Below are 26,451 nucleotides of genomic sequence, written 5' to 3' on the forward strand. Positions count from 1 at the left end.
CATGCTGACCCACACCGCCACGCCCCCGCGCGCATCGACGGAAGACCGGCGCCCGCTGGCGGTGGTGATCGGCAGCGGCTTCGGCGGCCTCGCCGCCGCGGTGCGGCTGGGCGCCCGCGGCTATCGCGTGGTGGTGCTGGAAAAGCTCGAGCAGCCCGGTGGACGCGCGAGCGTCTTTCGCCAGGACGGCTTCACCTTCGACGCCGGCCCCACCATCATCACGCTGCCGCAGCTCTTCGAGGAGCTCTGGGCGCTGTGCGGACGGCGCTTCGCCGACGACGTGACGCTGAAGCCCATGCAGCCGTTCTACCGGCTGCGCTTCGCCGACGGCACCGACTTCGCCTGCTCCGACGACCTGGAGGCGATGCGCGCCCAGGTCCGCCGCTTCAACCCGGCCGACGTCGAGGGCTACGACCGCTTTCTGGCGGAAAGCGAGAGGATCTACGGCTTCGCCTTCGAGGAACTGGGCGACGTGCCCTTCCATCGCCTCTCCACGATGGCCAAGGCGATCCCGGGCTTCGTGCGGCACCGGGCCGACCGCTCGGTCTACGGCCTGGTGAAACGCTATTTCCGCGATCCGCGGCTGCGCATCGCCTTCAGCTTCCACCCGCTCTTCATCGGCGGGAACCCGTTCTCCGTCACCTCGATGTACGCGCTGGTCAGCCATCTCGAGCGCCGCTTCGGCGTGCACTTCGCGATGGGGGGCACCGGCAGCCTGGTGAAGGGCCTCGTCGACCTGATCGAGGGGCAGGGCGGCTCGATCCGCCTGCGCACGCCGGTCGAGAGGATCCTGGTCGAGAACGGGCGCGCGACCGGGGTGCGCCTCGAGAGCGGCGAGATCGTGCGCGCCGACGTGATCGTGTCGAACGCGGACAGCGCCACCACCTATGCCAGCCTGCTGCCGCCGGGCGCGTCGCGTCGCTGGAGCCAGGCAAAGCTGGCCCGCGCCGACTACTCCATGAGCCTCTTCGTCTGGTACGTGGGCACCGACCGGCAATGGCCCGAGGTGGACCACCACACCGTGATGCTCGGGCCGCGCTACCGCGAACTGCTCGACGACATCTTCCGCAAGAAGGTTCTCGCCGACGATTTCAGCCTCTACATCCACCGGCCGACGGCGACCGACCCCAGCCTCGCGCCGCCCGGCTGCGACACGTTCTACATGCTGTCGCCCGTCCCCCATCTGGAGAGCGGCATCGACTGGACGCGCGAGGCCGAGCCCTACAGGCGCAAGATCCAGGCGGTGCTCGAGGAGCGGCTCCTGCCGGGGCTCGGCTCCGCCGTGGTGAGCTCGCGGCTGTTCACGCCGATCGACTTCCGCGATCGGCTGTCCTCGGTCAACGGCGCGGCGTTCGGCCTGGAGCCGACGCTGACTCAGAGCGCGTGGTTCCGCCCGCACAACCTGAGCGAGGACGTGCGCGGCCTCTACCTGGTGGGCGCGGGCACCCATCCCGGTGCCGGTGTGCCGGGCGTCATCACCTCCGCCAAGATCCTCGACGAGCTGGTCCCCCATGGCGCAACTCTCTCCTGATCCCGCCTCGGCCGTCGCGGCCGACTACGCGGCCTGCCGAGCGGCGATTCGCCAGGGGTCGAAGACGTTCTTCGCCGCCTCGCTTCTCCTGCCGGAGAGGGTCAGGGCGCCGGCCTACGCGCTCTACGCCTTCTGCCGCCTATCCGACGATGCCGTCGATGATCCCGATGCCGAGGCCGACGCCGTGGAGCGTCTCCGGTCGCGGCTCGACCGGATCTATGCGGGATGCCCGCGCGATGCGGCGGCCGACCGTGCCTTCGCCGACCTCGTCGCCCGTCACGCCCTGCCGCGCGCCCTGCCCGAGGCCCTTCTGGAGGGCCTGGACTGGGATGCCGGCGGACGCCGCTACGAGACGCTCGAGGCGCTGCGCGCCTACGCGGCGCGGGTGGCCGCCACCGTCGGGGCGATGATGACGGTGCTGATGGGCGTGCGCGACGCCGACACGCTGGCGCGCGCCTGCGACCTCGGCGTGGCCATGCAGCTCACCAACATCGCCCGCGACGTGGGCGAGGACGCCCGCAACGGGCGGCTCTACCTGCCCCGGACGTGGCTCCTGGAGGAGGGGATCGACCCCGACGCGTTTCTCGCCGCCCCGGCGATGTCGCCCGCGCTGGCGCGCGTCGTCGCCCGCCTGCTCGGCGAGGCGGAGGCGCTCTATCGCCGCTCGGCCTTCGGCGTCGCCGGCCTGCCGCTCTCCTGCCGGCCCGCCATCCACGCCGCCCGGCTGATGTACCGCGAGATCGGTTGCGACGTGGCCCGGCACGGCCACGACAGCTTGTCCCGGCGCGCCGTCGTCAGCGATGCGCGCAAGCTCGCGGTGCTGGCATCGGCGCTGGGCGCCACGGCCTTCGGCCTGCGCGGCTATGCGGCGGACGCACTGGCCGAGACCCGCTTCCTCGTCGAGGCCGCGGCCTTTCCCGGCGCCGAGGGCGCCAAGGGGTGGCGCGGGGCGCTGCAGCGGGCCGACGAGCGGACGGGCTGGGTCATCGAGCTCCTCGGCAGCATCGAGAAGCGCCGCTGGGCCGACGGCGCCCCGAGCTGACGGGCCGCCCCGCGGTGGACGCTGCCTTCTACGGCTGGATCGAGATCGTCCTCGTCTTCGGGCTGGCGCTCGCGTTCTCCGCCTGGCAGCTTCTGGACCTGCGGCGCCTGCGCCGGGAGCGCGAGAAGCAGGAGCGCGAGCGCGAGAACCGGGAGGGCGGGCCCTGATGGCGCTTGGCCGCCACGTCTCGTGCCCCCGCTACCGGCGGCGCAGCGTGGCGCGGGCGGCCATGGCCGCCGCGGACGTCCTGCGGGCCGTGCACTTGGGCAACCGCGGATCGACGCTGGTGATCGTCGCCACCACGTAGTCCCGCGGTCCGTCCTTCGGCACGATGACGCCGTACTCGATGATCGTGCCGATGCGCTTCAGGAACTCCACCGTCTGGTCCATCGTGTCGGTCTGCGGATCGTAGTTGCTGATCCGGTTCGACGTGAGCGTGAGCCTCGCGCCGCGCATGCAGATCCGTCGGATCTCGGTCTGCATCCACGTGTCGAGCGGCGTGCTTCGGAAGCAGATGTCGCTGACGGTCCCGCTCGACACCATCGACGTCAGCATGCGCCCGTTCACCCAATCCGCCATGAAGGGCTTGTCGCAGGCCGGATCGGGAACGCAGTCGACGAAGCCGAGGTAGTTCGCCTCGCCTTGCCCGCCGATGTTGAGCATCCGCCCGCTGCCGACGGGGTTCAACGGGGTCATCAGGTGGCTGATGGTTCCGTCCGGCTTGCTCTCGTTGCCGGCGGTGTAGGCCGGGCATTTCGAATGGTCGTGGGGCGCGCCGTCCATGTCGACGCAGATGTACCTGGAGGCCACCGGCGTTTCGTTCTCCAGGAAGTCCATCTCGTCATCCAGGCTCTTCATCGTCCGCTTGCCGACGATGTCGTCCGGCTCGGTCTGCCAGGGCTGCAGGATGTTGCGCTTCTTCTTGTAGGCTTTGACCGCGAGCGCCGTCGCCTTCCCGAAGATGCCGTCCATCGCGAGGAACGTGGTCTGCCCGCGGCCTTCGTTCAGGCGGTTGAGCGCGATCTGGATCTTGCGCACGTGCTCGCCGCTGGCGCCGGGCGTGATGTGATGGCGATCGTCGGCGAGCGCCGCCTCGAGCTTCGCGTCCAGCGGCGTGGAGAAGAGCTTCGAAACCAAGGGCATGGTTGACCTCGTCCCGTCTTGTGCGAACGGAGCAAGAATTCGTGTCAACGTGCCAAGGTGTCAATTCTCTCGGACGTTGTTGAACGGCCGATACTGGTGAGAGGCGACAAAAGAAAAAACAAAGAGCGTCGGATCTGATCCAATAAATACGTCAAAGGCGACGGAGATCTGCCCGCGAGTTCTCAGATGAATCGACGCGGCATGCGCCAGGGAAGCATCATGCGCACGATGGTGGTGTCGACGCGGCCGGCGGCGAGGCTCTCGTGCACGGCGACGGTGTCCTGGCCCAGGAGCCGCGTCTGGATCTCGCTGCGTGCGTAGAACGGCGTGTCCTCCAGCGTGCGGCGGATGCGGGCCGTGCCGCCTCGCTCGCACTGCGTCTCCCGCGGCACCTGCCAGAGGGTGCCGGGCAGCGGGACGCGCGGCGGCGGCTCGAAATCCCGGTCCTGCCCGGTCCGGTCATAGGCGATGGCGATGCTGCGCCGGGCGCCCGAGGCTTCGACGGTGTCGTAGAGCACGGCACTGCCGTCGGCGATCGCCGCGCGCGACCATGTCCAGGACGCGAACCCGGCCGACAGCGGCTCGCTGCCGCCGTTCGTGTCGAAGTAGCCGTGCCCGGTGAAGCGCAGGTCGGGATGCCGGAACTCCGCCTCGACCCGGGCCGAGGGCGCGATCGGCATCCACTGGTGCCGGCCCGCCGCATCCAGGGTGACGACCCGGCTCGCCAGCCCCTCCGGCACGAGCCGGATGCGACCGGACACCCGCCGGGGCAGGGGGGCCGACACCTCGTCGAGGTCGAGCGTCAGGGCGTCGCCGGTCCAGCGCAGGCTGCTCGGGCCGATGGAGAGCGCCGTGGCGTTGCGTGACAGGGCCTGCCTGCCGCGCTCCGTCATCGTCCACCGCCGCACGCCACGTCCATAGATCGCCACGTTCACCGACACGTGGTTCTCCGGGTCCCGGCGGCCCGACCACGCGTAGTAGGGTGAGAAGACGCTGCCGACGAAGGCGATGATGCTCAGGCCGTAGCGCCCGTCGTCGCTGAGCGCGTCGACATACCACCAGGCGTAGCCACCGGGCGGAACCTGCCGGTCGAAGCGAAGTCCGACAGCACTTCCCGGGCCGCCAGCCGTCCCGACAAGGCCGCCATCGGCACCCCCGGTCCCGGATGCACGCTGCCCCCCGCCAAGAACAGCCCCGGGATCGCCGTGCGGGAGTCCGGCCGCAGGAACGACGCCCTCCAGCCGTGCGACGCCCGGCCGTAGATCGCTCCGCCCGTCCCCGGGAAGAGGGTCGCGAACTCGTTGGGTGTCGTGAGCGTCGTCGCCTCCGGGTCCAGGGTCAGGGTCAGCCCGCAGGCCTTCAGCCGGCCCAGCATCTGGTCTGTGCATCGTTCGCGCTCGGTCCGGTCGAAAGTCCTGAGGTCGCCTACGGCGGGGGCATTCACGAGAATGAGGAAGCGCTCGGGCCGTTCCGGCCCGGCCAGCGGCTCGTCGCCGCGGTCCTGCGCGCAGACATAGACCGTCGGGTCGTCCGGCATCGCCCGCCCGCGCTGGATCTGGTCGAACTCGCGTCGGTAGTCGCTTGAGAAGAAGACGCCGTGGCGCGTGAGCGGGAAGCCCGTGCTGCGTGCGACCGCCGTCCAGGCGAAGGCCGACAGCGAGCGGTCGTCCGGCGCGACGGGCCGCGTGGCCCCGGCGATCGCCGGGCCGAGCAGGCCCGCCCCCACGGCGCTGGCGTCGGCGTTGACGATGACCGCGTCGGCCGGAAGCATTTCGCCGGAGGCGAGCTTCACCCCGGTCACGCGCGAGCCCGACGCGACGACCTCGCCGGCCGCGCTGTGGCAGCGGATCGTCACGCCCAGGCCGGCGGCGATGCGGGCGAGATTGTCCGCGAGCCGCGCCATGCCGCCCTGCACGAACCAGACCCCGTCCTGCTCGACATGGGCCACGAGCATGAGGGTCGCGGGACACAGGAACGGCGAGGATCCGCAATAGGTGGCGTAGCGCCCGTAGAGCTGCTGCAGGCGCGGATCGCGGAAGTGCCGGCCCAGCGCCGACCACAGCGACGAGAAGGGCTGCAGGCGCAGCATGTCCGGCAGCCGGCCAAGGCCGATGCGCGTCGTGAGCGAGATCATGCCGGGACGCGACGAGCGCAGGAACGGACCCTCCAGGGTCCGGTAGACCTCGGCGGCCCGCGTCACGAAGTCCCTGAACCGGCGCCCCTCGTCGGGGCCGGCGAAGGCCGCGACGGCGTCCTGGGAGCGATTCACGTCGACGAACAGATCGAGGGTCTCGTCCTGCGACCAGGCGTGCCGCGCGAGCAGCTGCGAGGGCACCAGCGGGATCTCGTCGGCGAGCGACAACCCCGCCTCGGCCAGAAGCTCCTCGAAGACCCAGCGCATGGTGAAGACGGTCGGCCCGCCATCGATCATGGCGCCGCCGACGGGAACCTCGCGCAGCTTGCCGCCGGGCTTGCCGGCCCGTTCCAGCACCGTGACGGCCACGCCCTTGGCGGCAAGCGCGATGGCGGCGGAAAGACCACCCACGCCCGCACCGACGATGACGACATGCTCCGACACGATCTCTCTCCGCCGGAGGGCACCTGCCGCGAGGCGGCAAGGAAGCCGGGTCCGGCCCCAGAAAGGATTTGCCGGCCGCACCGAGGTCTGTCAAGCTTGCCTGACAGAAGGACTGTCATCCTCGAATGACAGAGCTCATGAGCGGGGATCGCGATGGACACCAAGTCGCGCATTGAGTCGGCCCTGGAAAAGGCCGTGGCGAGGGCATGCGGCACGAAGGCGCCTCCCCGTATCGCCGAAGCTCTCCGACACGCCGTCTTCCCCGGCGGTGCGCGCATCCGCCCCAGGCTCTGCCACGCGGTGGCGGCCGCCTGCGGCGACGACGCCCCCGCCGTCACCGACGGTGCGGCGGCTGCCCTCGAGCTCCTGCATTGCGCCTCGCTCGTCCACGACGACATGCCCTGCTTCGACGACGCCTCGCTGCGGCGCGGCCGCCCCTCGGTTCACGCGCTCTACGGGGAATCCCTGGCGCTGCTCGTCGGCGATGGCCTCATCGTCCTCGCCTTCGAGACCATCGCGCTCGAATCCGTCCAGGCGCCCGCGCGCATGGCGCAGCTCATCAGCGCCGTGGCCCACGCCGTGGGCATGCCGCACGGCATCGTCGCCGGCCAGGCCTGGGAGGCCGAGGAGCGGATCGACCTGGAAACCTATCACCGCGCCAAGACGGGCTCGCTGTTCGTCGGCTCGGCCATGGCGGGCGCGCTGGCGGCCGGAGCGGATCCCAATCCCTGGCGGCTCTTCGGCGACAGGCTCGGCGAGGCCTACCAGGTGGCGGACGACCTGCGCGACTCGGTCGGCAGCGCGGCCGAGATCGGCAAGCCGACCGGGCAGGATGCCGCCCACATGCGGCCGAATGCCGTGGCCCGGCTCGGCCAGGGTGGGGCCCTACATCATCTGCGCGAGCTCGTGGGCGGCGCCATCGCCGCCATTCCGCCGTGCCCCCGCGCCGGCGAGCTCGAGGCGCTCATCATGAGCGAGGCCAAGCGGCTGGTGCCCAAGGAACTCGCGCAGTCGGCCGCCTGACCGGAAGGACGAGCGTGTGACCGACGTCCGGCCAGCCCTGCGCGACCACGAGCCACGCCGCCTCGTCGACTGGTGGTACGCGGTCCGCGATCCGCTGCTGCGCAGCGAGCGCTTCCAGCGCTGGGCCGCCGCCTTTCCGCTCACCCGTCCGCTTGCCAGGCGCAGAGCCGGCGAACTTTTCGACCTCGTCTCCGGGTTCGTCTACTCGCAGATCCTGCACGCCGTCGTGCGCCTGCGCTTGCTGGACCTCGTCGCCGACGAGCCGATGCGGGTGGAGGCGATCGCGCCCGCCATCGGCCTCGACGTCGCGGCGACGCGCCGCCTGTGCTCGGCCGCCGCGGCGGTGCGCCTCCTGTCGGAACGGGGGGAGGGCCGATTCGGGCTCGGCGACCTGGGCGCAGCGCTGCTCGGCAACCCCGGCGTCGGCGCCATGGTCGAGCACCACGCGCTCCTCTACGAAGACCTGCGCGACCCCGTCGCGCTGCTGCGGGGAGAGGTCCGCGACACGGCCCTGTCCCGATTCTGGGCCTATGCCTCGGCCGAGGATCCCGGCGCGCTGACGCCGGCGCAGGTCGCCGCGTACAGCCGACTGATGGGCGTGTCCCAGCAGTTCATCGCGGACGAGGTCCTCGATGCCTACTCCTTCGCCAAGCACCGCCGTCTGCTCGACGTCGGCGGCGGGGAGGGGGCCTTCGTGCGCACCGCCGCGCGGCGGCATTCGCACCTGTCCTGCGCCGTCTTCGATCTTCCGGCGGTGGCCGAGCGCGCCCGGGAGACGTTCGCCGCGGCGGGTCTGACCGGCCGCGCCGAGGCGTTCGGGGGCGACCTGTTCCGGGACACGCTGCCGCAGGGGGCGGACCTCGTGACGCTCGTCCGGGTCCTCTACGACCACCCCCGCGACAATGCGCTGGCGATTCTCAAGGCCGTGCGGGCGGTCGTGCCGCAGGACGGCGTCCTCCTCGTCGCCGAGCCGATGGCCGCGACCCCTGGCGCCGAAACCGTCGGTGCCGCCTATTTCGGGTTCTATCTCATGGCCATGAAGGGCGGCGACGCCCGGTCGGTCGACGAGATCTCAGGCCTGCTGCGAGAGGCCGGATTCGAACGCGTCTCACCGGTCCGAACCCGCAGCCCGCTGTTCACCAGCCTGATCGAAGCGCGCCCCTGAACGGGTGCGCCGGCGCGCATGCAACCGACTCGGATCAAAGCCTTTTTTTCCACCCATCAAGGCACGGGACGTCGTTCTTGATTGACACTCCAGTGTGTCAAGTTAGAGTGACACATGGTGTCTTCGGATCGTGAATCCGCTTCAAGAACGCCAGTCAACAGTGGGTCGGTCGTGAAAGCTCTCGCCGTCATCCTCGAAAAGCCGCGGCACATCGTGCTCGGTGAGGTGGAGCTGACTCCTCCCGCTCCCGCCGACGTCGTCGTCGACATCGCTTTCAGCGGCATCAGCACCGGAACGGAGCGCCTGCTCTGGTCGGGCCGCATGCCCCACTTCCCCGGCATGGGCTATCCCCTCGTCCCCGGCTACGAGTCGGTCGGGCGGGTGGTCGAGGCCGGCACCGAATCGGGGCGCCGCGAGGGTGACTTCGTCTTCGTGCCCGGCGCCCGCTGCTACGGCGATGTCCGGGGCCTGTTCGGTGGCGCCGCCTCGCGCGTCGTCGTGCCCGGCAGCCGCGTCACGCCCGTCCCCGAGTCGCTGGGCGACCGGGCCTCCCTCCTGGCGCTCGCCGCCACCGCCTATCACGCCCGCCAGGGCTCGGCCGCCGAGGGTGGCGATCTCATCATCGGGCACGGTGTCCTCGGGCGCCTTCTCGCCCGCCTCTCCGTGCTGGCCGGCGGACCGCCGCCGGTGGTCTGGGAGACCAACCCGCGCCGCGCCGTCGGCGCCGTCGGCTACGACGTCGTCGATCCGTCGCAGGACGAGCGCGGCAACTACCGCACCATCTACGACGTCAGCGGCGACCCCACGATTCTCGACCGCGTCATTCCGCGCCTCACGCGCGGCGGCGAGGTCGTGCTGGCCGGCTTCTACGAGGGCCAGCTCGCCTTCACCTTCCCGCCCGCCTTCATGCGCGAGGCGCGCATCCGCGTCGCCGCCGAATGGCGGGAGACCGACCTCGAGGCGGTCCGTTCCCTGGTCGAAGCCGGCGCCCTGTCGCTGGACGGCCTGATCACCCATCGCGAGGCGGCCGTCACTGCGCCGGACGCCTACAGGACGGCCTTCGAGGATCCGTCCTGCCTGAAGATGATCCTCGACTGGAGTGCGCGCTCATGACCGTTGCCCCCGACGCCGTGACGCTCGCGCCGGCCGCCGCTGCCAAGGCCACGAAGAGCCACACGCTCGTCGATCGCCTGCGCGCCGAGGCCCGCGTCGAGCCCGATCCCGTGCCCACCACGGCGACCAAGGAAACCCAGGTCATCGCCATCTACGGCAAGGGTGGCATCGGCAAGAGCTTCACGCTCGCCAACCTGAGCTACATGATGGCTCAGCAGGGCAAGAAGGTGCTGCTGATCGGCTGCGACCCCAAGAGCGACACGACTTCGCTCCTCTTCGCCGGCCGCTCCTGCCCCACCATCATCGAGACCTCCTCGAAGAAGAAGCTCGCCGGCGACGACGTCAGCATCGGCGACGTCTGCTTCAAGCGCGACGGCGTCTACGCCATGGAGCTCGGCGGTCCGGAAGTGGGCCGCGGATGCGGCGGTCGCGGCATCATCCACGGCTTCGAGCTCCTGGAGAAGCTCGGCTTCCACGAGTGGGACTTCGACTACGTGCTGCTCGACTTCCTGGGCGACGTCGTGTGCGGCGGCTTCGGCCTGCCGATCGCCCGCGACATGTGCCAGAAGGTCATCGTCGTCGGATCCAACGATCTTCAGTCGCTCTACGTCGCCAACAACGTCTGCTCGGCGGTCGAATACTTCCGCAAGCTCGGCGGCAATGTCGGCGTCGCCGGCATGGTGATCAACAAGGACGACGGCACGGGCGAGGCGCATGCCTTCGCGGAAGCCGTCGGGATCCCGGTGCTCGCCGCCATCCCGGCGCACGAGGACATCCGCCGCAAGAGCGCCAACTACGAGATCATCGGCCGCCCCGGCACCGAGTGGGCCTCGCTGTTCGAGGCCCTGGCCCAGAACGTGGCGGACGCGCCCCCGCGCCAGCCCACGCCGCTGTCCCAGGACGGGCTGCTCGGCCTGTTCTCCGGCGACTCGGTGGGACGCGACGTGGTGCTCGAGCCGGCGACCGCCTCCGACATGCGGGGCAAGACGGTCGTCGACAAGCCTTCCCTCGAAGTCGTCTACGAGACGGTGTGAGGCCGGTCATGGACGATCGCCCCGAGGTCTTCGACGAGCGAACGGCGCCGGTCCCCACCGGGGGCGGCGAACCGGCGCTGGCCGCCACGGGCGGCGGCTGCCATGCGGGTGCAGCCGAGATGGAGCGCGCCGCCCGTGCGGCCGGCCAATCGGAGATCCTCGACCGCTACGCGGCCGACTATCCGAAGGGGCCGCACGACCAGCCGCAGAGCATGTGCCCGGCCTTCGGGTCGCTGCGCGTCGGCCTGCGCATGCGCCGCACCGCCACGGTGCTGTCGGGTTCGGCCTGCTGCGTCTACGGGCTCACCTTCACGTCTCACTTCTACGGGGCGCGCCGGACCGTCGGATACGTCCCGTTCAACTCCGAGACGCTCGTCACCGGCAAGCTCTTCGAGGACATCCGCGAGGCGGTCTTCTCGCTCGCCGATCCGGAGCGCTTCGACACCGTCGTGGTGACGAACCTGTGCGTGCCCACCGCGTCGGGCGTGCCGCTGCGGCTGCTCCCGCGCGAGATCAACGGCGTGCGCATCGTCGGCATCGACGTGCCGGGCTTCGGCGTGCCGACCCACGCCGAAGCCAAGGACGTCCTCGCCGGCGCCATGCTGAACTACGCCCGCCAGGAGGTGGAGCAGGGGCCCGTGCAGGCTCCCGCCCAGGGCCGCTCTGGCAAGCCCACGGTCACGCTCGTCGGCGAGATGTTCCCCGCTGATCCCGTGATGATCGGGCGCATGCTCGAGCCGCTCGGCCTCGCGCCCGGCCCGGTCGTTCCGACCCGCGAATGGCGCGAGCTCTATGCCGCTCTGGACGGGGCGGTGGTGGCCGCAATCCATCCCTTCTACACGGCCTCGTTCCGCGAGTTCGAGGCGGCGGGCCGTCCGATCGTCGGGTCCGCGCCGGTCGGCGTGGAAGGCACCGACGCCTGGCTCCAGGCGATCGGCGACACGTTGAACATCAACCGCGAGACGATCGACCGCGCCCGCAACGCGGTCGTGAACCCGATCCGCGGGGCGCTCGCGGGCAAGCCCATCAAGGGCCGCATCACGCTCTCGGGCTACGAGGGCTCCGAACTGCTCGTCGGCCGCCTGCTCGTCGAGAGCGGGGCGGACCTGCGCTACGTCGGCACCGCCTGCCCCAAGACGCGCTTCTCCGAAGCGGATCGCGACTGGCTGGAAGCCCATGGCGTCCAGGTGAAGTTCCGTGCCTCTCTCGAGGACGACCTCGCCGCGTTCAACGCCTTCGAGCCCGACCTCGCCATCGGCACGACGCCCGTGGTGCAGAAGGCCAAGGAGAAGTCGGTCCCGTCGCTCTACTTCACCAACCTCATCTCCGCGCGGCCCCTCATGGGCATCGCCGGGGCGGGCTCCCTCGCTCAGGTCATCAATGCGGCCATGGCCGGCAAGGACCGCTTCGACGAGATGAGCGCCTTCTTCGAGGGGGTCGGCACGGGCCATGCAGCCGGCGTCTGGGAAGACGTGCCGCAGGACCGGCCGGAATTCCGCAAGAAATACGCGGCGCGGGTGAAGAAGACCAACGCCGTCGACACCGGGGAGGCCGTGGGATGCTGATCCTCGATCACGACCGCGCCGGCGGCTACTGGGGCTCCGTCTACGCCTTCACGGCGATCAAGGGCCTCCAGGTCATCATCGACGGCCCGGTGGGCTGCGAGAACCTGCCGGTCACCTCCGTCCTGCACTACACCGACGCCCTGCCGCCGCACGAGCTCCCCATCGTCGTGACGGGCCTCGCCGAGGAGGAGCTCGGGCAGAACGGCACCGAGCAGGCCATGAAGCGCGCCCACGGCGTGCTCGATCCGAACCAGCCGTCCGTCGTGGTGACCGGCTCCATCGCCGAGATGATCGGCGGCGGCGTGACGCCCGAGGGCACCGGCATCCAGCGCTTCCTGCCGCGCACCATCGACGAGGACCAGTGGCAGTCGGCCGACCGCGCCATCCGCTGGCTCTGGACCGAGTACGGCGCCAAGGGCGGCAAGCGTCCCAAGGCCCGTCCCCGCAAGGAGGGCGAGAAGCCCAAGGTCAACATCATCGGGCCGATCTACGGCACCTTCAACATGCCCTCCGATCTGCACGAGATCCGGCGGCTGGTGGAAGGCATCGGGGCCGAGGTGAACATGGTGTTCCCGCTCGGCAGCCACCTGGCCGACGTGCCGCGCCTCGTGGATGCGGACGTCAACATCTGCATGTACCGCGAGTTCGGCCGCCTCCTGTGCGAGGACCTCGACAAGCCCTGGCTGCAGGCGCCGATCGGGCTGCACTCGACCACCAAGTTCCTGCGCGCCCTGGGCGACCTGCTGGGCCTCGATCCCGAGCCCTTCATCACCCGCGAGAAGCACACCACGATCAAGCCGCTGTGGGACCTGTGGCGCTCCGTCACCCAGGACTTCTTCGGCACGGCGAGCTTCGCGGTCGTCGCCACCGAGACCTATGTGCGCGGCCTGCGCAACTTCCTGGAGCACGAGCTCGGGCTGCCCTGCGCCTTCGCCGTGCCGCGGCTGCCGGGCAAGAAGACCGACAACGCCGAGATCCGCTCGCTGGTGCGGGAGAAGGGGCCCCTGGTCCTCTTCGGCAGCTACAACGAGCGCATGTATCTCGTCGAGGCGGGCGGGCGCGGGACCTACATCCCGGCCTCGTTCCCGGGCTCGATCATCCGTCGCCACGTCGGCACGCCCTTCATGGGCTACTCGGGCGCGACCTACGTGGTGCAGGAGATCTGCAACGCGCTGTTCGACACGCTCTTCAACATCCTGCCGCTCGCCTCGCAGCTCGACGCCGTCGAGCCGACCCGTGCCCGCCTGCACGACGAGCTGCCCTGGGACGACGACGCCCGCGAGACCCTCGACCGCTACGTCGAGGCCGAGCCCGTGCTCGTCCGCATTTCCGCCGCCAAGCGCCTGCGTGACGCGGCCGAGAAGGCCGCCCGCCAGGGCGGCGAGACCATCGTGACGGCGGAACGCGTCCGCCGGACACGGGCATCACTGCTGGAGGGACAAACGACATGAGCGACGCCTTCATGATGCCGGACGCCGGCACCACCCAGCGGATGTCCAAGACGGATCCGGCAGCGTGCGCCGGCTCGAAGCTCTACCAGGCATGGTCGGCCCAGAAGGCCGACGGCGCATCGCGCCGCGCCGCCGAACGCGAGTACCGCGTGCTGTCGGTTCTGGCCTTCATCGTTCTGCTTCCCATCGTCCTCGCCATGAGGCTCCTGCCGCCGCGCCTGCGCGGCAGCGCCTACGCCCATCGGTCGGTCTTCGCGGAGACCCGCGCGCGGGCCGACGCGGTGATCCCGATCGTCTTCATGGCGTGAGGATGGACGAAGCTCCCGCGCCCGCTCCGGCGGCGCGCGGTCACCAGGTTCGGCCGGGGTCACCCGGGCGAAACTTCGCGGCCGATCAGCCGTGATGGACTCCGCCGCACGGGATGTGTGCGGTAACCGCCGCAAGGCACGTCAGTCGGAGGATAGACGATGGCTGATAAAAGTGAGTCTTGGTCGGGCCTTTCCGACCAGGAAGCTCAAGAGTTCCACCAATACTACATGCAGGGCTTCATCCTGTTCGTTGCGATTGCGATCGTGGCACACCTCCTCGTCTGGTTCTGGCGTCCCTGGATTCCGGGCCCGAAGGGGTATACCGCGCTCGAAGCCGTAACGACGGTGGCGAGCAACGCCCTGCCCTTCATCTCGTGAGGACGGCACATGTGGCGCATCTGGAAAGTCTTTGATCCCCGTCGGGTGCTCGTCGCCCAGGGGGTGGCTTTGTTCTCCATTGCCATCCTCATCCACCTGGTCCTGCTGAGCACCGAGCGCTTCAACTGGCTGCTCGGAGCCCCGGCGGTCAAGTGAGTGCATAGGTGCCACGGCTCGCGCCGTGGCACCCCGAGGAGGGCGGGGCGACCCCGCAGGCCACCCCGCCCTCCATCATCCCGCCCATCGGCCGGGATTCGCATGACTTTCACGGGAGGGGCGCGATGGCCTTGCTCAGCTTTGAACGGAAGTACCGGATCCGGGGAGGGACGCTGATCGGCGGCGACCTCTTCGACTTCTGGGTCGGGCCCTTCTACGTCGGTTTCTTCGGCGTCACGACGGCCTTCTTTGCCTTTGTCGGCACCGCGCTGATCCTCTACGGGGCAGCCATCGGGCCGACCTGGAACATCTGGCAGATCAACATCGCCCCGCCCGACCTGAAGTATGGTCTGGGCTTCGCCCCGCTGAAGGAAGGCGGCCTGTGGCAGATCATCACGATCTGCGCGCTCGGCGCCTTCGGCTCGTGGGCGCTGCGCGAGGTGGAGATCTGCCGCAAGCTGGGCATCGGCTACCACGTGCCGTTCGCCTTCAGCTTCGCGATCTTCGCCTACTTCACCCTCGAGGTGATCCGGCCGGTGCTGCTGGGCGCCTGGGCCCACGGCTTCCCCTACGGGATCTTCAGCCATCTCGACTGGGTCTCGAACGTCGGATACCAGTACCTGCACTTCCACTACAATCCGGCACACATGCTGGGGGTGAGCTTCTTCTTCGGAACCACCTTCGCGCTCTCGCTGCACGGCGCGCTGATCCTGTCCGCGACGAACCCGGCTCCGGGCGAGACGGTGCGGGGGCCCGAGCACGAGGACACGTTCTTCCGCGACACCATCGGCTATTCGATCGGCACACTCGGCATCCACAGGCTCGGCCTGTTCCTGGCGCTCGCCGCCGTGTTCTGGAGCGCCGTGTGCATCGTCATCAGCGGACCGTTCTGGACCAAAGGCTGGCCCGAGTGGTGGAACTGGTGGCTCAAGCTCCCGATCTGGGCATAAGAAAGGGGCTGGACCATGCAACTCCTGGCCAATTATCAGAATATCTTCACCCGGGTGCAGGTTAACACGCCGCACCTCGACATGGGCGTCCCCGTCGATCGCGGCGAATTCGAGCGCTTCGGCGGCCCCGTCAAGAGCTACTGGGTCGGCAAGTTCGGCAACGCCCAGTTCGGGCCGATCTACTTCGGCACGCTCGGAATGATGGCGACGATCTTCTTCTCGATCGGCTTCGTCATCATCGGGCTGAACATGCTCGCCTCGGTGCACTGGAACCCGATCCAGTTCATCCGGCAGCTGCCGTGGCTGGCGCTCGAGCCGCCGCCGCCCTCCCAGGGCCTCAAGCTCATCCCGCCGCTCAACCAGGGCGGCTGGTGGAACATCGCCGGCTTCTTCATCACCCTCTCGGTGATCCTGTGGTGGGTGCGCATGTATCGCCGCGCCCGGGCGCTGGGCATGGGCACGCACGTGCCGTGGGCCTTCGCCTCGGCCATCTGGCTGTTCCTCGTGCTCGGCCTCATCCGGCCGGTTCTGATGGGCAGCTGGAGCGAGGCGGTGCCGTTCGGCATCTTCCCGCACCTCGACTGGACCACGGCCTTCTCGATCCGGTACGGGAACCTCTACTACAATCCGTTCCACTGCCTCTCGATCGTCTTCCTCTACGGTTCGACGCTGCTGTTCGCCATGCACGGCGCGACGATCCTGGCGGTGACCCGCTATGGCGGTGATCGCGAGATCGAGCAGATCGTCGACCGCGGCACGGCATCCGAGCGCGCCGCCCTGTTCTGGCGCTGGACCATGGGCTTCAACGCCACGATGGAGTCCGTCCATCGCTGGGCCTGGTGGTTCGCGGTGCTCACGCCGCTGACCGGCGGCATCGGCATCCTCCTCACGGGCACCGTCGTCGACAACTGGTACCTCTGGGGCATCAAGCACGGCCTCGTGGCGCATTACCCCGACGTCCACGGCGGCGTCCTCGATCCCTCGCTCGCTCCGGGAGCCAAGCCATGAAACTCGCCGTTCCCGTGATCGGAGCCATCGCCGTCCTGTTCACGGGCTGGATGATGGCGAAGGCCGGCTGGACGATCCCGCCGGTCGAGACGAAGCAGGTGGGCTACCGCGGCACGGGCGCTTTCGTGATCCATGACAAGGATCAGGAAAAGAAGACCATGGCCGCGAACGTCGCCCCGGCGCCGCCCTACGAACCGGACCCGAACGGGCCCCGGGCGAAGGAGGCCCATCCCGGCCTGCAGGTTCTGGGCGACCTCAGCGAGGACCAGCTCAACCGGCTGATGGCCTCGATCGCGGAGTGGGTGGCGCCCGAGGAGGGCTGCACCTACTGCCACAACGCCGAGAACATGGCCGACTACAGCAAGTATCAGATCCAGGTCGCGCGCCGGATGCTGCAGATGACCCGCACCATCAATGCGGATTGGAAGCAGCATGTCGGGCAGACCGGCGTGACCTGCTACACCTGTCACCGCGGCAACCCGGCTCCCAAGCAGGTCTGGTTCAAGGAGATCGGGCCGACGCCGACGGACACCGGCTGGGTGGGCTGGCGCAACGGCCAGAACGTGGTCGCCAAGAACGCCGACGGCAGCTCGCTGCCCTATGACGCGCTCAGCGAATACCTGCTGGGCGACCGTCCGATCCGCGTGCACACGCTGACCGCGCTGCCCTCGGGCAACAAGGCCGGCATCATGGACACCGAGCACACCTACGCGCTGATGACGCACATGTCGCAGTCGCTCAACGTGGGCTGCGTGTTCTGCCACAGCTCGCGCGCCTTCAACGCCTGGGACGAGAGCCCGCCGCAGCGCGTCACCGCGTTCTACGGCATCCGCATGGCCCGTGCGTTGAACAAGGACTACATGGAGCCGTTGACGAAGACCTTCCCGGCCAACCGGCTGGGCGTCACCGGCGACGTCGCGAAGGTCGGCTGCGCCACCTGCCACCAGGGTGTGAACAAGCCGCTCTACGGGGCCAACATGCTGAAGGACTACCTTGCCGAACTCGGGGGAAAGACCCAGTAGGCGACGGTTGCCGGATCCGGCCGGCAGCCGGGGGCGCGCGGCGACGCGCGCCCCCGCTGCCGTTTCCGCGCATCCGACGCTCGACTGGAACGACGAGGGCCGCGACTGGCCGCTGCGCGAGGCCTGCCGGTTCGAGACGGCCGCGGGCCTGCGCTGGCTGGTGCTGCAGGCAGGGCAGGGGCCCGATGTCCTCCTCGTCCACGGCATGGGCGCCTCGACCCATTCCTGGCGCGGACTCGTGCCGCTCCTGACACCCTTCTTCCGGGTCCTGGCGATCGACCTGCCGGGCCACGGCTTCACCGACCAGGCCCCACCGGACCAGCGCTCCCTGCCGGGCATGGCCAAGGCCATCACCGCGCTGCTGAAGACGCTCGACGTTTCCCCCGCGCTGATGGTCGGGCACTCGGCGGGAGCCGCGATCGCGACGCGGATGACGCTGGACGGCGCCGCGGCGCCCGACGCCATCGTCAGCATCAACGGTGCCTTCGTCGGCTTCCGCGGGCCGGCGACGCAGTTCTTCTCACCCATCGCCAAGCTCCTGATGCTCAACCCGCTCGTGCCGCACGCCTTCGCCTGGCGCGCGGGCGATCCCGCGGTGGCTGAGCGGTTGCTGCGCGACACCGGATCGCGGATCGATCCGGAAGGCATGGCGCTCTACCGGCGCCTCTTCGCCAATCCGCGGCACGTGGCCGGGACACTGGGCGCGATGGCGGCCTGGGACTTGGACCCGCTGCGCCGCGACATGCGCCGCCTCGCGGTCCCGCTGATCCTCGCGGCCGGCCAGCGCGACGGCATGGTGCCGCCGTCGCAGGCCGACGAGGTCCGCCGCCTCGCGCCGCAGGCGAGGATCGTCCCGCTCCCCGGTCTCGGCCATCTCGCCCACGAGGAAGCCCCCGCGATTCTGGCCGATCTCGTGATCCGGGCGGGCCGGCACGACGAGGGGACCGCGTGAGTCCGGGCCGGAAAAAACCGCGACAAAAAGTCCCCGTTCCACAGATCCGGATCGGCAAATCTGCGTAAGAGGAAGAGAGGCCTTTGCAGCGTCCGAACAGTCGAGCTTGTGACGTATCCAAAGGACTCGTTCGCCTAAATCATGGGCGAAAATAGTCAATCCTGGCCTAAATCTTGAGATGAAAGACGTCGATCCCAAGGCCGGGCAGAAATCTCCCGGCCCAATCGACTTGTCATCATCAAAGAATTGCCAGCAACCCTGCTCTTTTCAACGGTCAACTCTCCGACGAATTTCGAGTGTAAAGCCATGCGAACACTTGCGACCGTCAAGTAGATGTGACACTTTGAAGCGGCGATCGCAGGACCGCAGATGGGCGAACTTCGCCTGCCCACGTCCGGCGGTTGTCACAAGCGTGCGGGCAACCGCACAGGGAAGACGGTAACTCTCCAGGAGGTGGAGCGATGAACTACGATCCAGACAAGGTATGGCCGTCCGGCCTGACCTTGCGCGAAGCAGAAGAACTGCATCGCTATGTCATTGATGGCACGCGTGTCTTCGGATTCATTGCGCTTCTCGCGCATATCCTCGCGTTCATCTATTCTCCGTGGCTCGGCTAAGGAGCACCGGTCATGAACAACGCCAAGATCTGGCTGGTCGTGAAGCCGACGGTCGGGCTGCCCCTGTTCCTCGGAGCTGTGGCCGCCACGTCCCTGTTCGTGCACTACAACCTGCTGAAGACCACGACCTGGCTGCCCGCCTACTACCAGGGCAAGCCGAAGAAGGCCGCCGCCCTCGACGTCCCGGCCCAGCCGGGTGTCGGCCAGGCCGCCGTCGTCATGTTCAAGGATGGCGACGCTTCCCAGGAAGCCGTCGTCCTCCTGCCGGACGGACGCACCGCGAAGGCCGTCTTCGATGGCCGCACCACGGTGGCCAGTACAGCACTCGACGTCGTGAAATAGCGACGGCGCGTCGCCGCACAACGGCCGGGGGACGGCTCGCGCCAACCCCCGGTCGATCCGGACGGACCAGGCCTTCGGCTCTGCCGGAGTCGGTCCGTCCGTCGACGACGGGGAGACGGGCATGAACAAGTTCAGCCGCATGGCCATGCAGGGCTGGGTCCGGGTCGGACCCCGGTTCCTGCCGTTCGCCGATGTCGCGACCCCCGACCTGCCGCTGTCGAGGCTCCTGCGCCTGTCGCTGTTCCAGGTGTCGGTCGGAATGGCCCTCGTGCTGCTCATCGGCACGCTGAACCGCGTCATGATCGTCGAGCTGGAGGTCCCTGCCTCGCTCGTCGGCATCATGATCTCGCTGCCCCTGGTCTTCGCGCCCTTCCGCGCGCTCATCGGCTTCAAGTCGGACACGCACCGCTCGGCGCTGGGCTGGCGCCGCGTGCCCTTCATCTGGAAGGGCACCATGCTGCAGTTCGGCGGCCTGGCGATCATGCCGTTCTCGCTGCTCGTCCTGTCGGGGATGGGCAACGCCTCGCACGCGCCGGCCTGGATCGGCCAGGTGGGGGCGGGCATCTCGTTCCTCCTGGTCGGCGCCGGCCTGCACACGGTCCAGACGGTCGGCCTCGCCCTGGCCACCGATCTCGCGCCGGTCGAGTCCCAGCCCAAGGTGGTCGGCCTCATGTACGTCATGCTGCTCGTCGGCATGATCGTGAGCGCCTTCCTCTTCGGCGCCATGCTCCACGACTTCACGCCCGGCCGGCTCGTGCAGGTGATCCAGGCGGCGGCCGTCGCCACGCTCGTGCTCAACATCGTCGCGCTGTGGAAACAGGAGACCCGCCACAGCGCGCCGGTGGCGGGCGCGCAGGCGCCCACCACGTTCCGCGAGTCGTGGGAGGTGTTCCTCTCCGGCGCGCATGCCGCCCGTCGTCTCCTGGTGGTCGGGGTCGGCACCATGGGATTCGGCATGGCCGACGTCCTGCTCGAGCCCTATGGCGGGCAGGTCCTGCACCTGAGCGTTTCGGACACGACGAAGCTCACGGCGACGCTGGCCGCCGGGGGCCTGGGCGGGTTCTGGTTCGCCTCGCGCGTCCTGTCGCGGGGCGCCGATCCGTTCCGCATGGCGGGCGCGGGGATCCTGGCCGGAATCCCCGGCTTCCTTCTCGTCATCGCAGCCGCGCCGGCGGGATCGGCCGCCGCCTTCGCCGCCGGCACCCTCCTGGTCGGGCTCGGCGCCGGGCTGTTCGGGCACGGCACGCTCACCGCCACGATGAACCTGGCGCCGCGCGGCCAGACGGGCCTGGCGCTGGGAGCGTGGGGCGCCGTCCAGGCGTCGTCGGCCGGCATCGCGATCGCCTTCGGCGGCATCCTGCGCGACGTGATCGCGGCATGGCCCTCGCGGGCCGGCGCCGGTCCCGCCGTGCCCTACCTCTCGGTCTATGGCGTGGAGGTGGCCCTGCTGGTCGCCGCCCTCTTCGTCATGCGGCCGCTTCTCCGGTCAGGCCGGCACGGCACCCACGGTGCGGACGCCGCCCCCTTGCGGGAGGGCCTGCGCGCCCCATGATCATGCGTGGGCGACAGTCGAGACGAAGCCGAACCGCCGCCCCGGCCGCTCACCCCGTGCCGGTGCACACCGCTTACCCCCGCCCGTGGCGCTCGTCGCCAGGGCGGGTCCCTGAGAACCCACCACCGGAGGTGTCATGACGACGATCATCACCCGACTGTTCGCCAGCCCCGACAAGGGCGCGGCCGCGGTCAGCGCCCTCAAGGCCAAGAAGTTCAAGGACAGCGACATCGACTGCATCGCCGGCGACGGCGCGGCCGGGGCGCTGAGCGCGGCCGGCGTGTACGAGGCCGCCGCCCAGACCTATGCCGAGAAGTTGAAGGACGGCGGCGCCGTCGTGGTCGTCCGCGCGCCCTACGGCAACGCCATCCTCGCCAAGCGCGTCCTCGACGCGGCCGGCCCCGAAGCCTCGCCCGTCAAGTACGACGAGGTCTATCTCGAGGCCGCCGACAAGCCGGTTTGCACCAAGGACCGCTATCTTCCCGAGCTCCTGCCCGAGGGGACGCTGGTCCTCTCCGACATGCTGTTCCCGCGCCCGGTCATCAAGGGCGACTGGCACATGTTCGGCGGCGGCCTGTCCAACCGGGTCCCGAGCGGCAACCTGACCGACTGGTCGTTCTCGAAGATGCTCGGCCTGCCGATGCTCTCGAACCGCGAGCCCAAGGTGAACCTCATCACCTCACCGCCCTACGCCTCGCTGATCGACAAGTGAGGCGTCGCGGCAGAGCCTGCGAGACCCAGAACGGCCCCGGAGACGGGGCCGTTTTCGCATCTGGAGATGGTGTGTCCTTCGGCGCACGGCCCTGCGGGCCGTGGCTCAGGATGAGGGGCGTAGGGGCGGTCTGGAGAAAGAGTCACAGGCTCTGACAAGCCGCCGAAGGCGGCGTGCCGAAGGGCGCAGGATGGATCAGAGCACCAGGTCGGGGAACTGGTCGAGGTAGATCCGGAACCAGGGGGTGAAGACCTCCGGGCGCTCGTCCATCTCGCGGCGCAGGTCCTGCGGCGAGGCCCAGCGGGTTTCCGAGACCTCGCTCGGGTCCGGCGCGATCTTCAGGCGCGCCCGGTCGGCCTTGCCGACGAACATCTGCACGCGCTCATGCTCGATCAGGCCGTCTCCCACGACGGCGCGGTACTCCACCGTGCGCGCCTTGCGCAGCGGCAGGGTGAAGCCGAGCTCTTCCGAGAGCCTGCGGACGGCGGCGCTCTCCACCGTCTCGCCCCAGTGCGGATGGGTGCAGCAGGTGTTCGCCCACTGCCCCGCGCAGTGATACTTGCCGTCGGCGCGCCGCTGGATCAGCAGTTCGCCGTCGCTGAACACGAAGGCCGAGATCGCGACGTGCAGCCGCCCGGCGCGATGCGCGGCGAGCTTCTCGATCGGGTAGAGCGAGCCGTCCGGCGCGATGCCGGGGATCATGATGGCGGGACCGGGGGGCGCCTGGATGTCGCGAGCGTGAATGGCCGACATGCGAACCTCCCTCAGGCCGGCTCTGGCATGCGCTGGCGTGCCAAGGGCCGACGGCCGTCCCAGGTTCCGTCGAACCCCAGCACGCGGAAGCGCGCGTAGAGTTCTTCCTTGAACCATCCGTTTTCGCGCACCCGGCGAACGGCATCGCCGTGCGTGCGCGACGCATAGGCGAAAGCCTTCATGCTGTCGTGGTCGTCCCAGATCGAGAACGTCACCTGCTGGAACCACGGCACCTCGCCGAGCCCCATCTTGAACAGCAGGTGGGTCTGCTCGCGCACGGTCCCGCTGATGTCCGGGGTGCGCCCCCAGAAGGCGAGGACGTGGCGCTTCTTCAGCGTCGCCCGGGTGAGCACGGCGATCGGCTCGGCGGGGTCGAGGCGCTGTCCCTCGGCCGGGAACGGCTCGCCGGCATCCCAGCGACCCCGGCTCGAGACCGTCTCCAGGAACACCGTGGCGCTCTCGCAGGCATGCCCGCGATAGTCGCGGTAGGCCTGCTCCTCCGCCACGGCGCGCCGCGCCGTGGCCAGGTCCGGCCAGGTGGCCAGGACCGCGTAGACGCCGAAGTTGGGCACAGGCGTGAAGCCCTCGCCCGTGCCGGTCCCGAACAGCTTGTGGAAGCCGATCCCCGGGATCCTGCGCAGCTTGGCGCGGGCGAACTGCATCTGGCCGAACGCCCACAGCCGGTCGATCAACCCGGAAAACCGGAAGAAGGAGATCGACACGGCCGGCATGGCGTCAGGCCACCGCGCGGCTGAGCGCGCACTGCGACCACAAGGACTCCAAGGCGCCGACCAGGTGGTCGATGTCCGCGTCGGTGTGGAAGGGCGACGGCGTGATGCGCAGCCGCTCCGTGCCGCGCGGCACGGTCGGGTAGTTGATCGGCTGGATGTAGATGCCGTACTGGTCGAGCAGCACGTCGCTGATCCACTTGCACTTCACGGGGTTGCCCACCATGACGGGCACGATGTGGCTCGGGTTCCGCAGATGCGGGATGCCGATCTGGTCCAGGCGCCGGCGCAGCACCGCCACGCGGTCCTGCTGGCGCTCGCGCTCGGCCGAGCTTGCCTTGAGGTGACGGATGCTGGCGGCCGCGCCCGCGGCGATGGCCGGCGGCAGCGACGTCGTGAAGATGAAGCCCGAGGCGAAGCTGCGCACGAAGTCGCACATCGCCGTCGTGCCGGTGATGTAGCCGCCCATCACGCCGAAGGCCTTGCCGAGCGTGCCCTCGATGACCGTGATGCGGTCCATCAGGCCCTCGCGTTCCGCGACGCCGCCGCCGCGCGGTCCGTAGAGGCCGACCGCATGGACCTCGTCGAGATAGGTCATCGCGCCGAAGTCGTCGGCCACGTCGCAGATCTCCTTCATCGGCGAGATGTCGCCGTCCATCGAGTAGACGGATTCGAAGGCCACCAGCTTGGGCCGGTCGGGGACGACGCGCGACAGCTTGGCGGCGAGGTCGCGCGGGTCGTTGTGCTTGAACACGATGCACTCGGCGCGGCTGTGCCGGATGCCCTCGATCATCGAGGCATGGTTCGAGGCGTCGGACAGGACCACGCAGTTCTTCATCTGCGAGGCCAGTGTCGACAGCGCCGCCCAGTTGGACACGTAGCCCGACGTGAAGAGCAGGGCCGCTTCCTTGGCGTGCAGGTCGGCGAGCTCCTGCTCGAGGAGCACGTGGTAATGGTTCGTGCCGGAGATGTTGCGGGTGCCGCCCGCGCCCGCGCCGGACCGGTCGAGCGCCTCGTGCATGGCCGCCAGCAGGTCCGGGTGCTGGCCCATGCCCAGATAGTCGTTCGAGCACCAGACGGTCACGTCCTGCGTGCCGCCATCCTTGTGGCGGGTGGCCTTCGGAAAGGATCCCCGGTGCCGCTCGAGATCGGCGAAGACGCGGTAGCGTCCCTCCGCGTGGAGTTCGTCGATGCGGCTCTGGAAATACGCGTCGTAATTCATGGGACCCTCTGCGAGACGGAAGCGATGCGTGACGGACGGGTGGAAGCCGCCTCGCGATCGACACGGACGGGAATGGGGAGTGGCGTGGGGGCGGCCACGGCGGGCTGCTTCGTCGCCCAGCGCCACAGGGCGGCATCGGGGAGCGGCAGGACGAGGAACCAGTGTTCCACGATGGCGAGGCCGAACAGCGTCGCGAAGAGCGTCGTGGCGACCGTGGCGTAGCCGGTCGGCGCCGTGATCGCGGCATGCACCGAGAACCCGAAGGCGAGGCTGGCGATCGTCACGGACACGGGGAAGAAGGCGCTCACCTTGCGGCGCGCGAAATAGCTGCCGAGATAGTCGAGATGGGGCGGCAGCAGCTCGATCGAAACGTTCGGCGCGCCGAAGAACAGGTTCAGCTTGGCGCTGATCCGCATGACCCAGAGCAGGACGAAGGTCCAGGTGCCGACGGCGTTGATCGCCCCGCTGGTCAGGGCCAGCAAGCCGACGCCCACCGCCAGGATGGCGAACTCGTGCCAGGCGAGCGTCGCGAACGCCTCGAGGAAGCGCCGCTTCTCGCTGGTCAGGCCGGGCGTCTGGGGGATGCGGCGGGGACCCGTCACGTAGCCCATCAGGAACGCCATCTCGAGCCAGCCCCAGATGACGATGCCGTAGGTGAACCCGGCCATGGCGCTGACGGGCGTGGCCTCGCCGCGCGTGGCGGAGAGGCCGATGGCGCAAAGCGCGGCCAGCACCGTCATCGCTCCCATGGCGGGCGCATGCCACGACCGGCGCATCCGCACGAGCATCAGGATGAGGCCCGTGGAAAACCACCAGACGAACAATGCGAACGCGATGGACGCGCCGGCGTGGGCCGCTCCCGACATCGGCGTTACCAGACCGGCTGGAGACGGCTGGTCTCCGGAATGGTGTTGGGCACCGAGGGGATCATGTAGAGCTTGGCGAAGGCGATCGCGGCCGAGGCGGTGAGGCCCCACTTGCGGAGCTTGCCGCCGATGCCGCCCTGCTGCTCGGCCTTCTCCATGCTGTTGCGGATGGCGTTGAGCCGCTTCAGCTGCTTCATGAAGCGCGGGTCGTCGAGGTTGATCGTCAGCGGGAAGACCTGCTTGGAGATCTCGCTCGTCAGCCTGAACACCTTCATGTCGTAGTCGTCGACCTCGATGCCCACCGCGTTGTGGAAGTACGGCCGCGCGTGATCACGGACATACATGGTGGAGAACACCGCCAGCAGGAAGAACTTCACCCAGAGCTTGTTGAGCCCGGACAGCATCTGCGGGTTGGCGCGCATGAGCAGCGAGAAGGCCTCGCCGTGGCGGAACTCGTCGTTGCACCACTTCTCGAACCACTTGAAGATCGGGTGGAAGCGCTTGTCGGGATTGCGCTGGAAGTGGCGGAAGATGGTGATGTAGCGCGCGTAGCCGATCTTCTCCGACAGGTAGGTGGCGTAGAAGATGAACTTCGGCTGGAAGTACGTGTACTTCTTGGCCTTGGTCAGGAAGCCCAGGTTCACCGCGATGTCGAAGTCGCGCAGCGTGTCGTTGATGAACCCGGCGTGACGCGCCTCGTCGCGGCTCATGAACGAGAACAGCTCGCAGATCTCCTTGTTGGAGCCGCGGCGCTTCATCTCCTTGTAGAGGACGCAGCCGGAAAACTCGGCCGTCAGCGAGCTGACCAGGAAGTCGACGAACTCCTTGCGCAGGCCCTCGGGTAGATCGGCGAGCTCGACATGGTCCCACTCGTCGGTGCGGCGGAAATGGCCGCGGTTGGGGTCCGAGCGCATCTCCTCGATGAGCACGTCCCACTCGGCGCGCACCGGCGTGACGTCGATCTTGTCGAGCGCGTCGAAGTCCGTGGTGTAGAAGCGCGGCGTCAGGAGCGTGTCCTGCTGGGCGATGCGGGTCGTCTCGTTGACCGCGGCCTCGGAGGCGTGGGGAATCGCGTGGGCGTTCATAGCGTCGGCCTTTCCGAGAAGCTGAATTCGCACAGTTCCATGAATTCGAGGTCGCCGGTCGCCTTCGTCCAGAGCCGCTCGATCAGGCTCGCGCGCTCGATGGTGGCCCTGTCTCTTATACACATCTGACGCTGCCGACGACTCCTTACGTGTAG

At 69.1% G+C, this 26,451-nt stretch carries 27 protein-coding genes and 1 pseudogene; 20 read left to right on the top strand and 8 right to left on the bottom strand.

Annotated elements, in window-relative coordinates; translation table 11 throughout:
• Position 1 precedes the first annotated feature (1 nt).
• From Q0Q47_RS26495 to Q0Q47_RS26505, 3 genes are read left to right on the top strand one after another with little or no spacing between them, the layout of a single operon-like run.
• Entirely contained in the window at positions 2-1,531 is a 1,530-nt protein-coding gene (locus Q0Q47_RS26495; protein ID WP_293867363.1) for a phytoene desaturase, read from the top strand.
• On the top strand, positions 1,512-2,573 hold the full coding sequence (locus Q0Q47_RS26500; RefSeq protein ID WP_293867365.1) for a phytoene/squalene synthase family protein: 1,062 nt from the start codon (positions 1,512-1,514) through the stop codon (positions 2,571-2,573). The genes Q0Q47_RS26495 and Q0Q47_RS26500 overlap by 20 nt, the downstream gene beginning before the upstream one ends.
• Before the next feature lie 14 nt (positions 2,574-2,587).
• Positions 2,588-2,740 (top strand): hypothetical protein, encoded by a 153-nt coding sequence (locus Q0Q47_RS26505; protein WP_293867367.1) that lies wholly within the window; start codon positions 2,588-2,590, stop codon positions 2,738-2,740.
• 31 nt (positions 2,741-2,771) lie between these two features.
• On the opposite strand, the gene Q0Q47_RS26510 is transcribed toward Q0Q47_RS26505, so the two are convergent.
• The 3 genes from Q0Q47_RS26510 to crtD form a co-directional block, all read right to left on the bottom strand.
• Complete coding sequence (locus Q0Q47_RS26510) at positions 2,772-3,716, bottom strand: hypothetical protein (protein WP_293867369.1); 945 nt, start codon at positions 3,714-3,716, stop codon at positions 2,772-2,774.
• Positions 3,717-3,898: 182 nt separating this feature from the next.
• Positions 3,899-4,657 carry a carotenoid 1,2-hydratase gene (locus Q0Q47_RS26515; protein ID WP_293867371.1) on the bottom strand — a complete coding sequence of 253 codons (759 nt, stop codon included), beginning with the start codon at positions 4,655-4,657 and terminating at the stop codon, positions 3,899-3,901.
• Positions 4,658-4,731: 74 nt separating this feature from the next.
• Positions 4,732-6,297, bottom strand: coding sequence for a 1-hydroxycarotenoid 3,4-desaturase CrtD (gene crtD / locus Q0Q47_RS26520; protein ID WP_293867412.1), 1,566 nt, complete (start codon positions 6,295-6,297; stop codon positions 4,732-4,734).
• A gap of 150 nt (positions 6,298-6,447) precedes the next feature.
• On the opposite strand from crtD, the gene Q0Q47_RS26525 reads away from it, so the two are divergent.
• The 17 genes and pseudogenes from Q0Q47_RS26525 (at position 6,448) to Q0Q47_RS26605 (ending at position 21,642) form a co-directional block, all read left to right on the top strand.
• The gene (locus Q0Q47_RS26525; protein WP_293867373.1) at positions 6,448-7,317 is read left to right on the top strand and encodes a polyprenyl synthetase family protein; all 870 of its coding nucleotides are present in this window, start codon (positions 6,448-6,450) and stop codon (positions 7,315-7,317) included.
• A gap of 16 nt (positions 7,318-7,333) precedes the next feature.
• The gene (locus Q0Q47_RS26530) at positions 7,334-8,482 is read left to right on the top strand and encodes a methyltransferase (RefSeq protein WP_293867375.1); all 1,149 of its coding nucleotides are present in this window, start codon (positions 7,334-7,336) and stop codon (positions 8,480-8,482) included.
• A 171-nt stretch (positions 8,483-8,653) separates the two neighbouring features.
• Positions 8,654-9,595 carry a chlorophyll synthesis pathway protein BchC gene (gene bchC, locus Q0Q47_RS26535; RefSeq protein WP_293867377.1) on the top strand — a complete coding sequence of 314 codons (942 nt, stop codon included), beginning with the start codon at positions 8,654-8,656 and terminating at the stop codon, positions 9,593-9,595.
• Positions 9,592-10,629: a chlorophyllide a reductase iron protein subunit X gene (locus Q0Q47_RS26540; RefSeq protein ID WP_293867379.1), complete on the top strand. Its 1,038-nt coding sequence runs from the start codon at positions 9,592-9,594 to the stop codon at positions 10,627-10,629. The genes bchC and Q0Q47_RS26540 overlap by 4 nt, the downstream gene beginning before the upstream one ends.
• Before the next feature lie 8 nt (positions 10,630-10,637).
• The gene (bchY, locus tag Q0Q47_RS26545) at positions 10,638-12,194 is read left to right on the top strand and encodes a chlorophyllide a reductase subunit Y (RefSeq protein ID WP_293867381.1); all 1,557 of its coding nucleotides are present in this window, start codon (positions 10,638-10,640) and stop codon (positions 12,192-12,194) included.
• On the top strand, positions 12,188-13,645 hold the full coding sequence (gene bchZ / locus Q0Q47_RS26550) for a chlorophyllide a reductase subunit Z (protein WP_293867383.1): 1,458 nt from the start codon (positions 12,188-12,190) through the stop codon (positions 13,643-13,645). Before bchY ends, bchZ begins: the two co-directional genes overlap by 7 nt.
• Complete coding sequence (locus tag Q0Q47_RS26555) at positions 13,642-13,953, top strand: hypothetical protein (protein WP_293867385.1); 312 nt, start codon at positions 13,642-13,644, stop codon at positions 13,951-13,953. Before bchZ ends, Q0Q47_RS26555 begins: the two co-directional genes overlap by 4 nt.
• A gap of 159 nt (positions 13,954-14,112) precedes the next feature.
• Positions 14,113-14,331 carry a light-harvesting antenna LH1, beta subunit gene (pufB, locus tag Q0Q47_RS26560; protein WP_293867387.1) on the top strand — a complete coding sequence of 73 codons (219 nt, stop codon included), beginning with the start codon at positions 14,113-14,115 and terminating at the stop codon, positions 14,329-14,331.
• Positions 14,332-14,340: 9 nt separating this feature from the next.
• Positions 14,341-14,487 (top strand): light-harvesting antenna LH1, alpha subunit, encoded by a 147-nt coding sequence (gene pufA, locus Q0Q47_RS26565; protein WP_293867389.1) that lies wholly within the window; start codon positions 14,341-14,343, stop codon positions 14,485-14,487.
• Positions 14,488-14,612: 125 nt separating this feature from the next.
• The gene (gene pufL / locus Q0Q47_RS26570) at positions 14,613-15,437 is read left to right on the top strand and encodes a photosynthetic reaction center subunit L (RefSeq protein WP_293867391.1); all 825 of its coding nucleotides are present in this window, start codon (positions 14,613-14,615) and stop codon (positions 15,435-15,437) included.
• 24 nt (positions 15,438-15,461) lie between these two features.
• Complete coding sequence (gene pufM / locus Q0Q47_RS26575; RefSeq protein ID WP_293867414.1) at positions 15,462-16,445, top strand: photosynthetic reaction center subunit M; 984 nt, start codon at positions 15,462-15,464, stop codon at positions 16,443-16,445.
• Positions 16,442-17,467 (top strand): photosynthetic reaction center cytochrome PufC, encoded by a 1,026-nt coding sequence (gene pufC, locus Q0Q47_RS26580; RefSeq protein ID WP_293867393.1) that lies wholly within the window; start codon positions 16,442-16,444, stop codon positions 17,465-17,467. Before pufM ends, pufC begins: the two co-directional genes overlap by 4 nt.
• A gap of 7 nt (positions 17,468-17,474) precedes the next feature.
• A complete protein-coding gene (gene bchO / locus Q0Q47_RS26585) occupies positions 17,475-18,419 on the top strand; it encodes an alpha/beta fold hydrolase BchO (RefSeq protein WP_293867395.1) in 945 nt (314 codons plus the stop codon).
• Positions 18,420-18,880: 461 nt separating this feature from the next.
• Positions 18,881-19,036 carry a light-harvesting antenna LH1, beta subunit gene (pufB, locus tag Q0Q47_RS26590; protein WP_293867397.1) on the top strand — a complete coding sequence of 52 codons (156 nt, stop codon included), beginning with the start codon at positions 18,881-18,883 and terminating at the stop codon, positions 19,034-19,036.
• A 12-nt stretch (positions 19,037-19,048) separates the two neighbouring features.
• Positions 19,049-19,216, top strand: a pseudogene (locus Q0Q47_RS31200) (light-harvesting protein); the annotation flags it as partial.
• 283 nt (positions 19,217-19,499) lie between these two features.
• Positions 19,500-20,930: a PucC family protein gene (locus Q0Q47_RS26600; protein ID WP_293867401.1), complete on the top strand. Its 1,431-nt coding sequence runs from the start codon at positions 19,500-19,502 to the stop codon at positions 20,928-20,930.
• A gap of 136 nt (positions 20,931-21,066) precedes the next feature.
• Positions 21,067-21,642 (top strand): hypothetical protein, encoded by a 576-nt coding sequence (locus Q0Q47_RS26605; RefSeq protein ID WP_293867403.1) that lies wholly within the window; start codon positions 21,067-21,069, stop codon positions 21,640-21,642.
• Positions 21,643-21,837: 195 nt separating this feature from the next.
• Here Q0Q47_RS26605 and idi read toward each other — a convergent pair whose 3' ends face one another.
• The 5 genes from idi to acsF are packed head-to-tail and all read right to left on the bottom strand — an operon-like array spanning position 21,838 to position 26,296.
• Positions 21,838-22,395 carry an isopentenyl-diphosphate Delta-isomerase gene (gene idi, locus Q0Q47_RS26610; protein ID WP_293867404.1) on the bottom strand — a complete coding sequence of 186 codons (558 nt, stop codon included), beginning with the start codon at positions 22,393-22,395 and terminating at the stop codon, positions 21,838-21,840.
• Positions 22,396-22,406: 11 nt separating this feature from the next.
• The gene (crtA, locus tag Q0Q47_RS26615; RefSeq protein WP_293867406.1) at positions 22,407-23,126 is read right to left on the bottom strand and encodes a spheroidene monooxygenase; all 720 of its coding nucleotides are present in this window, start codon (positions 23,124-23,126) and stop codon (positions 22,407-22,409) included.
• Between the two features lie 4 nt (positions 23,127-23,130).
• Positions 23,131-24,345: a 5-aminolevulinate synthase gene (gene hemA, locus Q0Q47_RS26620; protein WP_293867408.1), complete on the bottom strand. Its 1,215-nt coding sequence runs from the start codon at positions 24,343-24,345 to the stop codon at positions 23,131-23,133.
• The gene (gene puhE, locus Q0Q47_RS26625; RefSeq protein ID WP_293867410.1) at positions 24,342-25,211 is read right to left on the bottom strand and encodes a putative photosynthetic complex assembly protein PuhE; all 870 of its coding nucleotides are present in this window, start codon (positions 25,209-25,211) and stop codon (positions 24,342-24,344) included. The genes hemA and puhE overlap by 4 nt, the downstream gene beginning before the upstream one ends.
• 5 nt (positions 25,212-25,216) lie before the next feature.
• Positions 25,217-26,296, bottom strand: a complete 1,080-nt coding sequence (gene acsF / locus Q0Q47_RS26630) for a magnesium-protoporphyrin IX monomethyl ester (oxidative) cyclase (protein WP_293867411.1) — start codon at positions 26,294-26,296, stop codon at positions 25,217-25,219.
• Positions 26,297-26,451 lie beyond the last annotated feature (155 nt).

This window comes from uncultured Alsobacter sp. (assembly GCF_945952055.1).
Classification (GTDB): Bacteria; Pseudomonadota; Alphaproteobacteria; order Rhizobiales; family Beijerinckiaceae; genus Alsobacter.

Coding starts and splice junctions, on each gene's coding strand:
- Q0Q47_RS26495 (WP_293867363.1), top strand. CDS start 2: ATGCTGACCCACACCGCCACGCCCCCGCGCGCATCGACGGAAGACCGG.
- Q0Q47_RS26500 (WP_293867365.1), top strand. CDS start 1,512: ATGGCGCAACTCTCTCCTGATCCCGCCTCGGCCGTCGCGGCCGACTAC.
- Q0Q47_RS26510 (WP_293867369.1), bottom strand. CDS start 3,716: ATGCCCTTGGTTTCGAAGCTCTTCTCCACGCCGCTGGACGCGAAGCTC.
- Q0Q47_RS26525 (WP_293867373.1), top strand. CDS start 6,448: ATGGACACCAAGTCGCGCATTGAGTCGGCCCTGGAAAAGGCCGTGGCG.
- Q0Q47_RS26540 (WP_293867379.1), top strand. CDS start 9,592: ATGACCGTTGCCCCCGACGCCGTGACGCTCGCGCCGGCCGCCGCTGCC.
- bchY (WP_293867381.1), top strand. CDS start 10,638: ATGGACGATCGCCCCGAGGTCTTCGACGAGCGAACGGCGCCGGTCCCC.
- bchZ (WP_293867383.1), top strand. CDS start 12,188: ATGCTGATCCTCGATCACGACCGCGCCGGCGGCTACTGGGGCTCCGTC.
- Q0Q47_RS26555 (WP_293867385.1), top strand. CDS start 13,642: ATGAGCGACGCCTTCATGATGCCGGACGCCGGCACCACCCAGCGGATG.
- pufB (WP_293867387.1), top strand. CDS start 14,113: ATGGCTGATAAAAGTGAGTCTTGGTCGGGCCTTTCCGACCAGGAAGCT.
- pufA (WP_293867389.1), top strand. CDS start 14,341: ATGTGGCGCATCTGGAAAGTCTTTGATCCCCGTCGGGTGCTCGTCGCC.
- pufL (WP_293867391.1), top strand. CDS start 14,613: ATGGCCTTGCTCAGCTTTGAACGGAAGTACCGGATCCGGGGAGGGACG.
- pufC (WP_293867393.1), top strand. CDS start 16,442: ATGAAACTCGCCGTTCCCGTGATCGGAGCCATCGCCGTCCTGTTCACG.
- pufB (WP_293867397.1), top strand. CDS start 18,881: ATGAACTACGATCCAGACAAGGTATGGCCGTCCGGCCTGACCTTGCGC.
- Q0Q47_RS26600 (WP_293867401.1), top strand. CDS start 19,500: ATGAACAAGTTCAGCCGCATGGCCATGCAGGGCTGGGTCCGGGTCGGA.
- Q0Q47_RS26605 (WP_293867403.1), top strand. CDS start 21,067: ATGACGACGATCATCACCCGACTGTTCGCCAGCCCCGACAAGGGCGCG.
- idi (WP_293867404.1), bottom strand. CDS start 22,395: ATGTCGGCCATTCACGCTCGCGACATCCAGGCGCCCCCCGGTCCCGCC.
- crtA (WP_293867406.1), bottom strand. CDS start 23,126: ATGCCGGCCGTGTCGATCTCCTTCTTCCGGTTTTCCGGGTTGATCGAC.
- hemA (WP_293867408.1), bottom strand. CDS start 24,345: ATGAATTACGACGCGTATTTCCAGAGCCGCATCGACGAACTCCACGCG.
- puhE (WP_293867410.1), bottom strand. CDS start 25,211: ATGTCGGGAGCGGCCCACGCCGGCGCGTCCATCGCGTTCGCATTGTTC.
- acsF (WP_293867411.1), bottom strand. CDS start 26,296: ATGAACGCCCACGCGATTCCCCACGCCTCCGAGGCCGCGGTCAACGAG.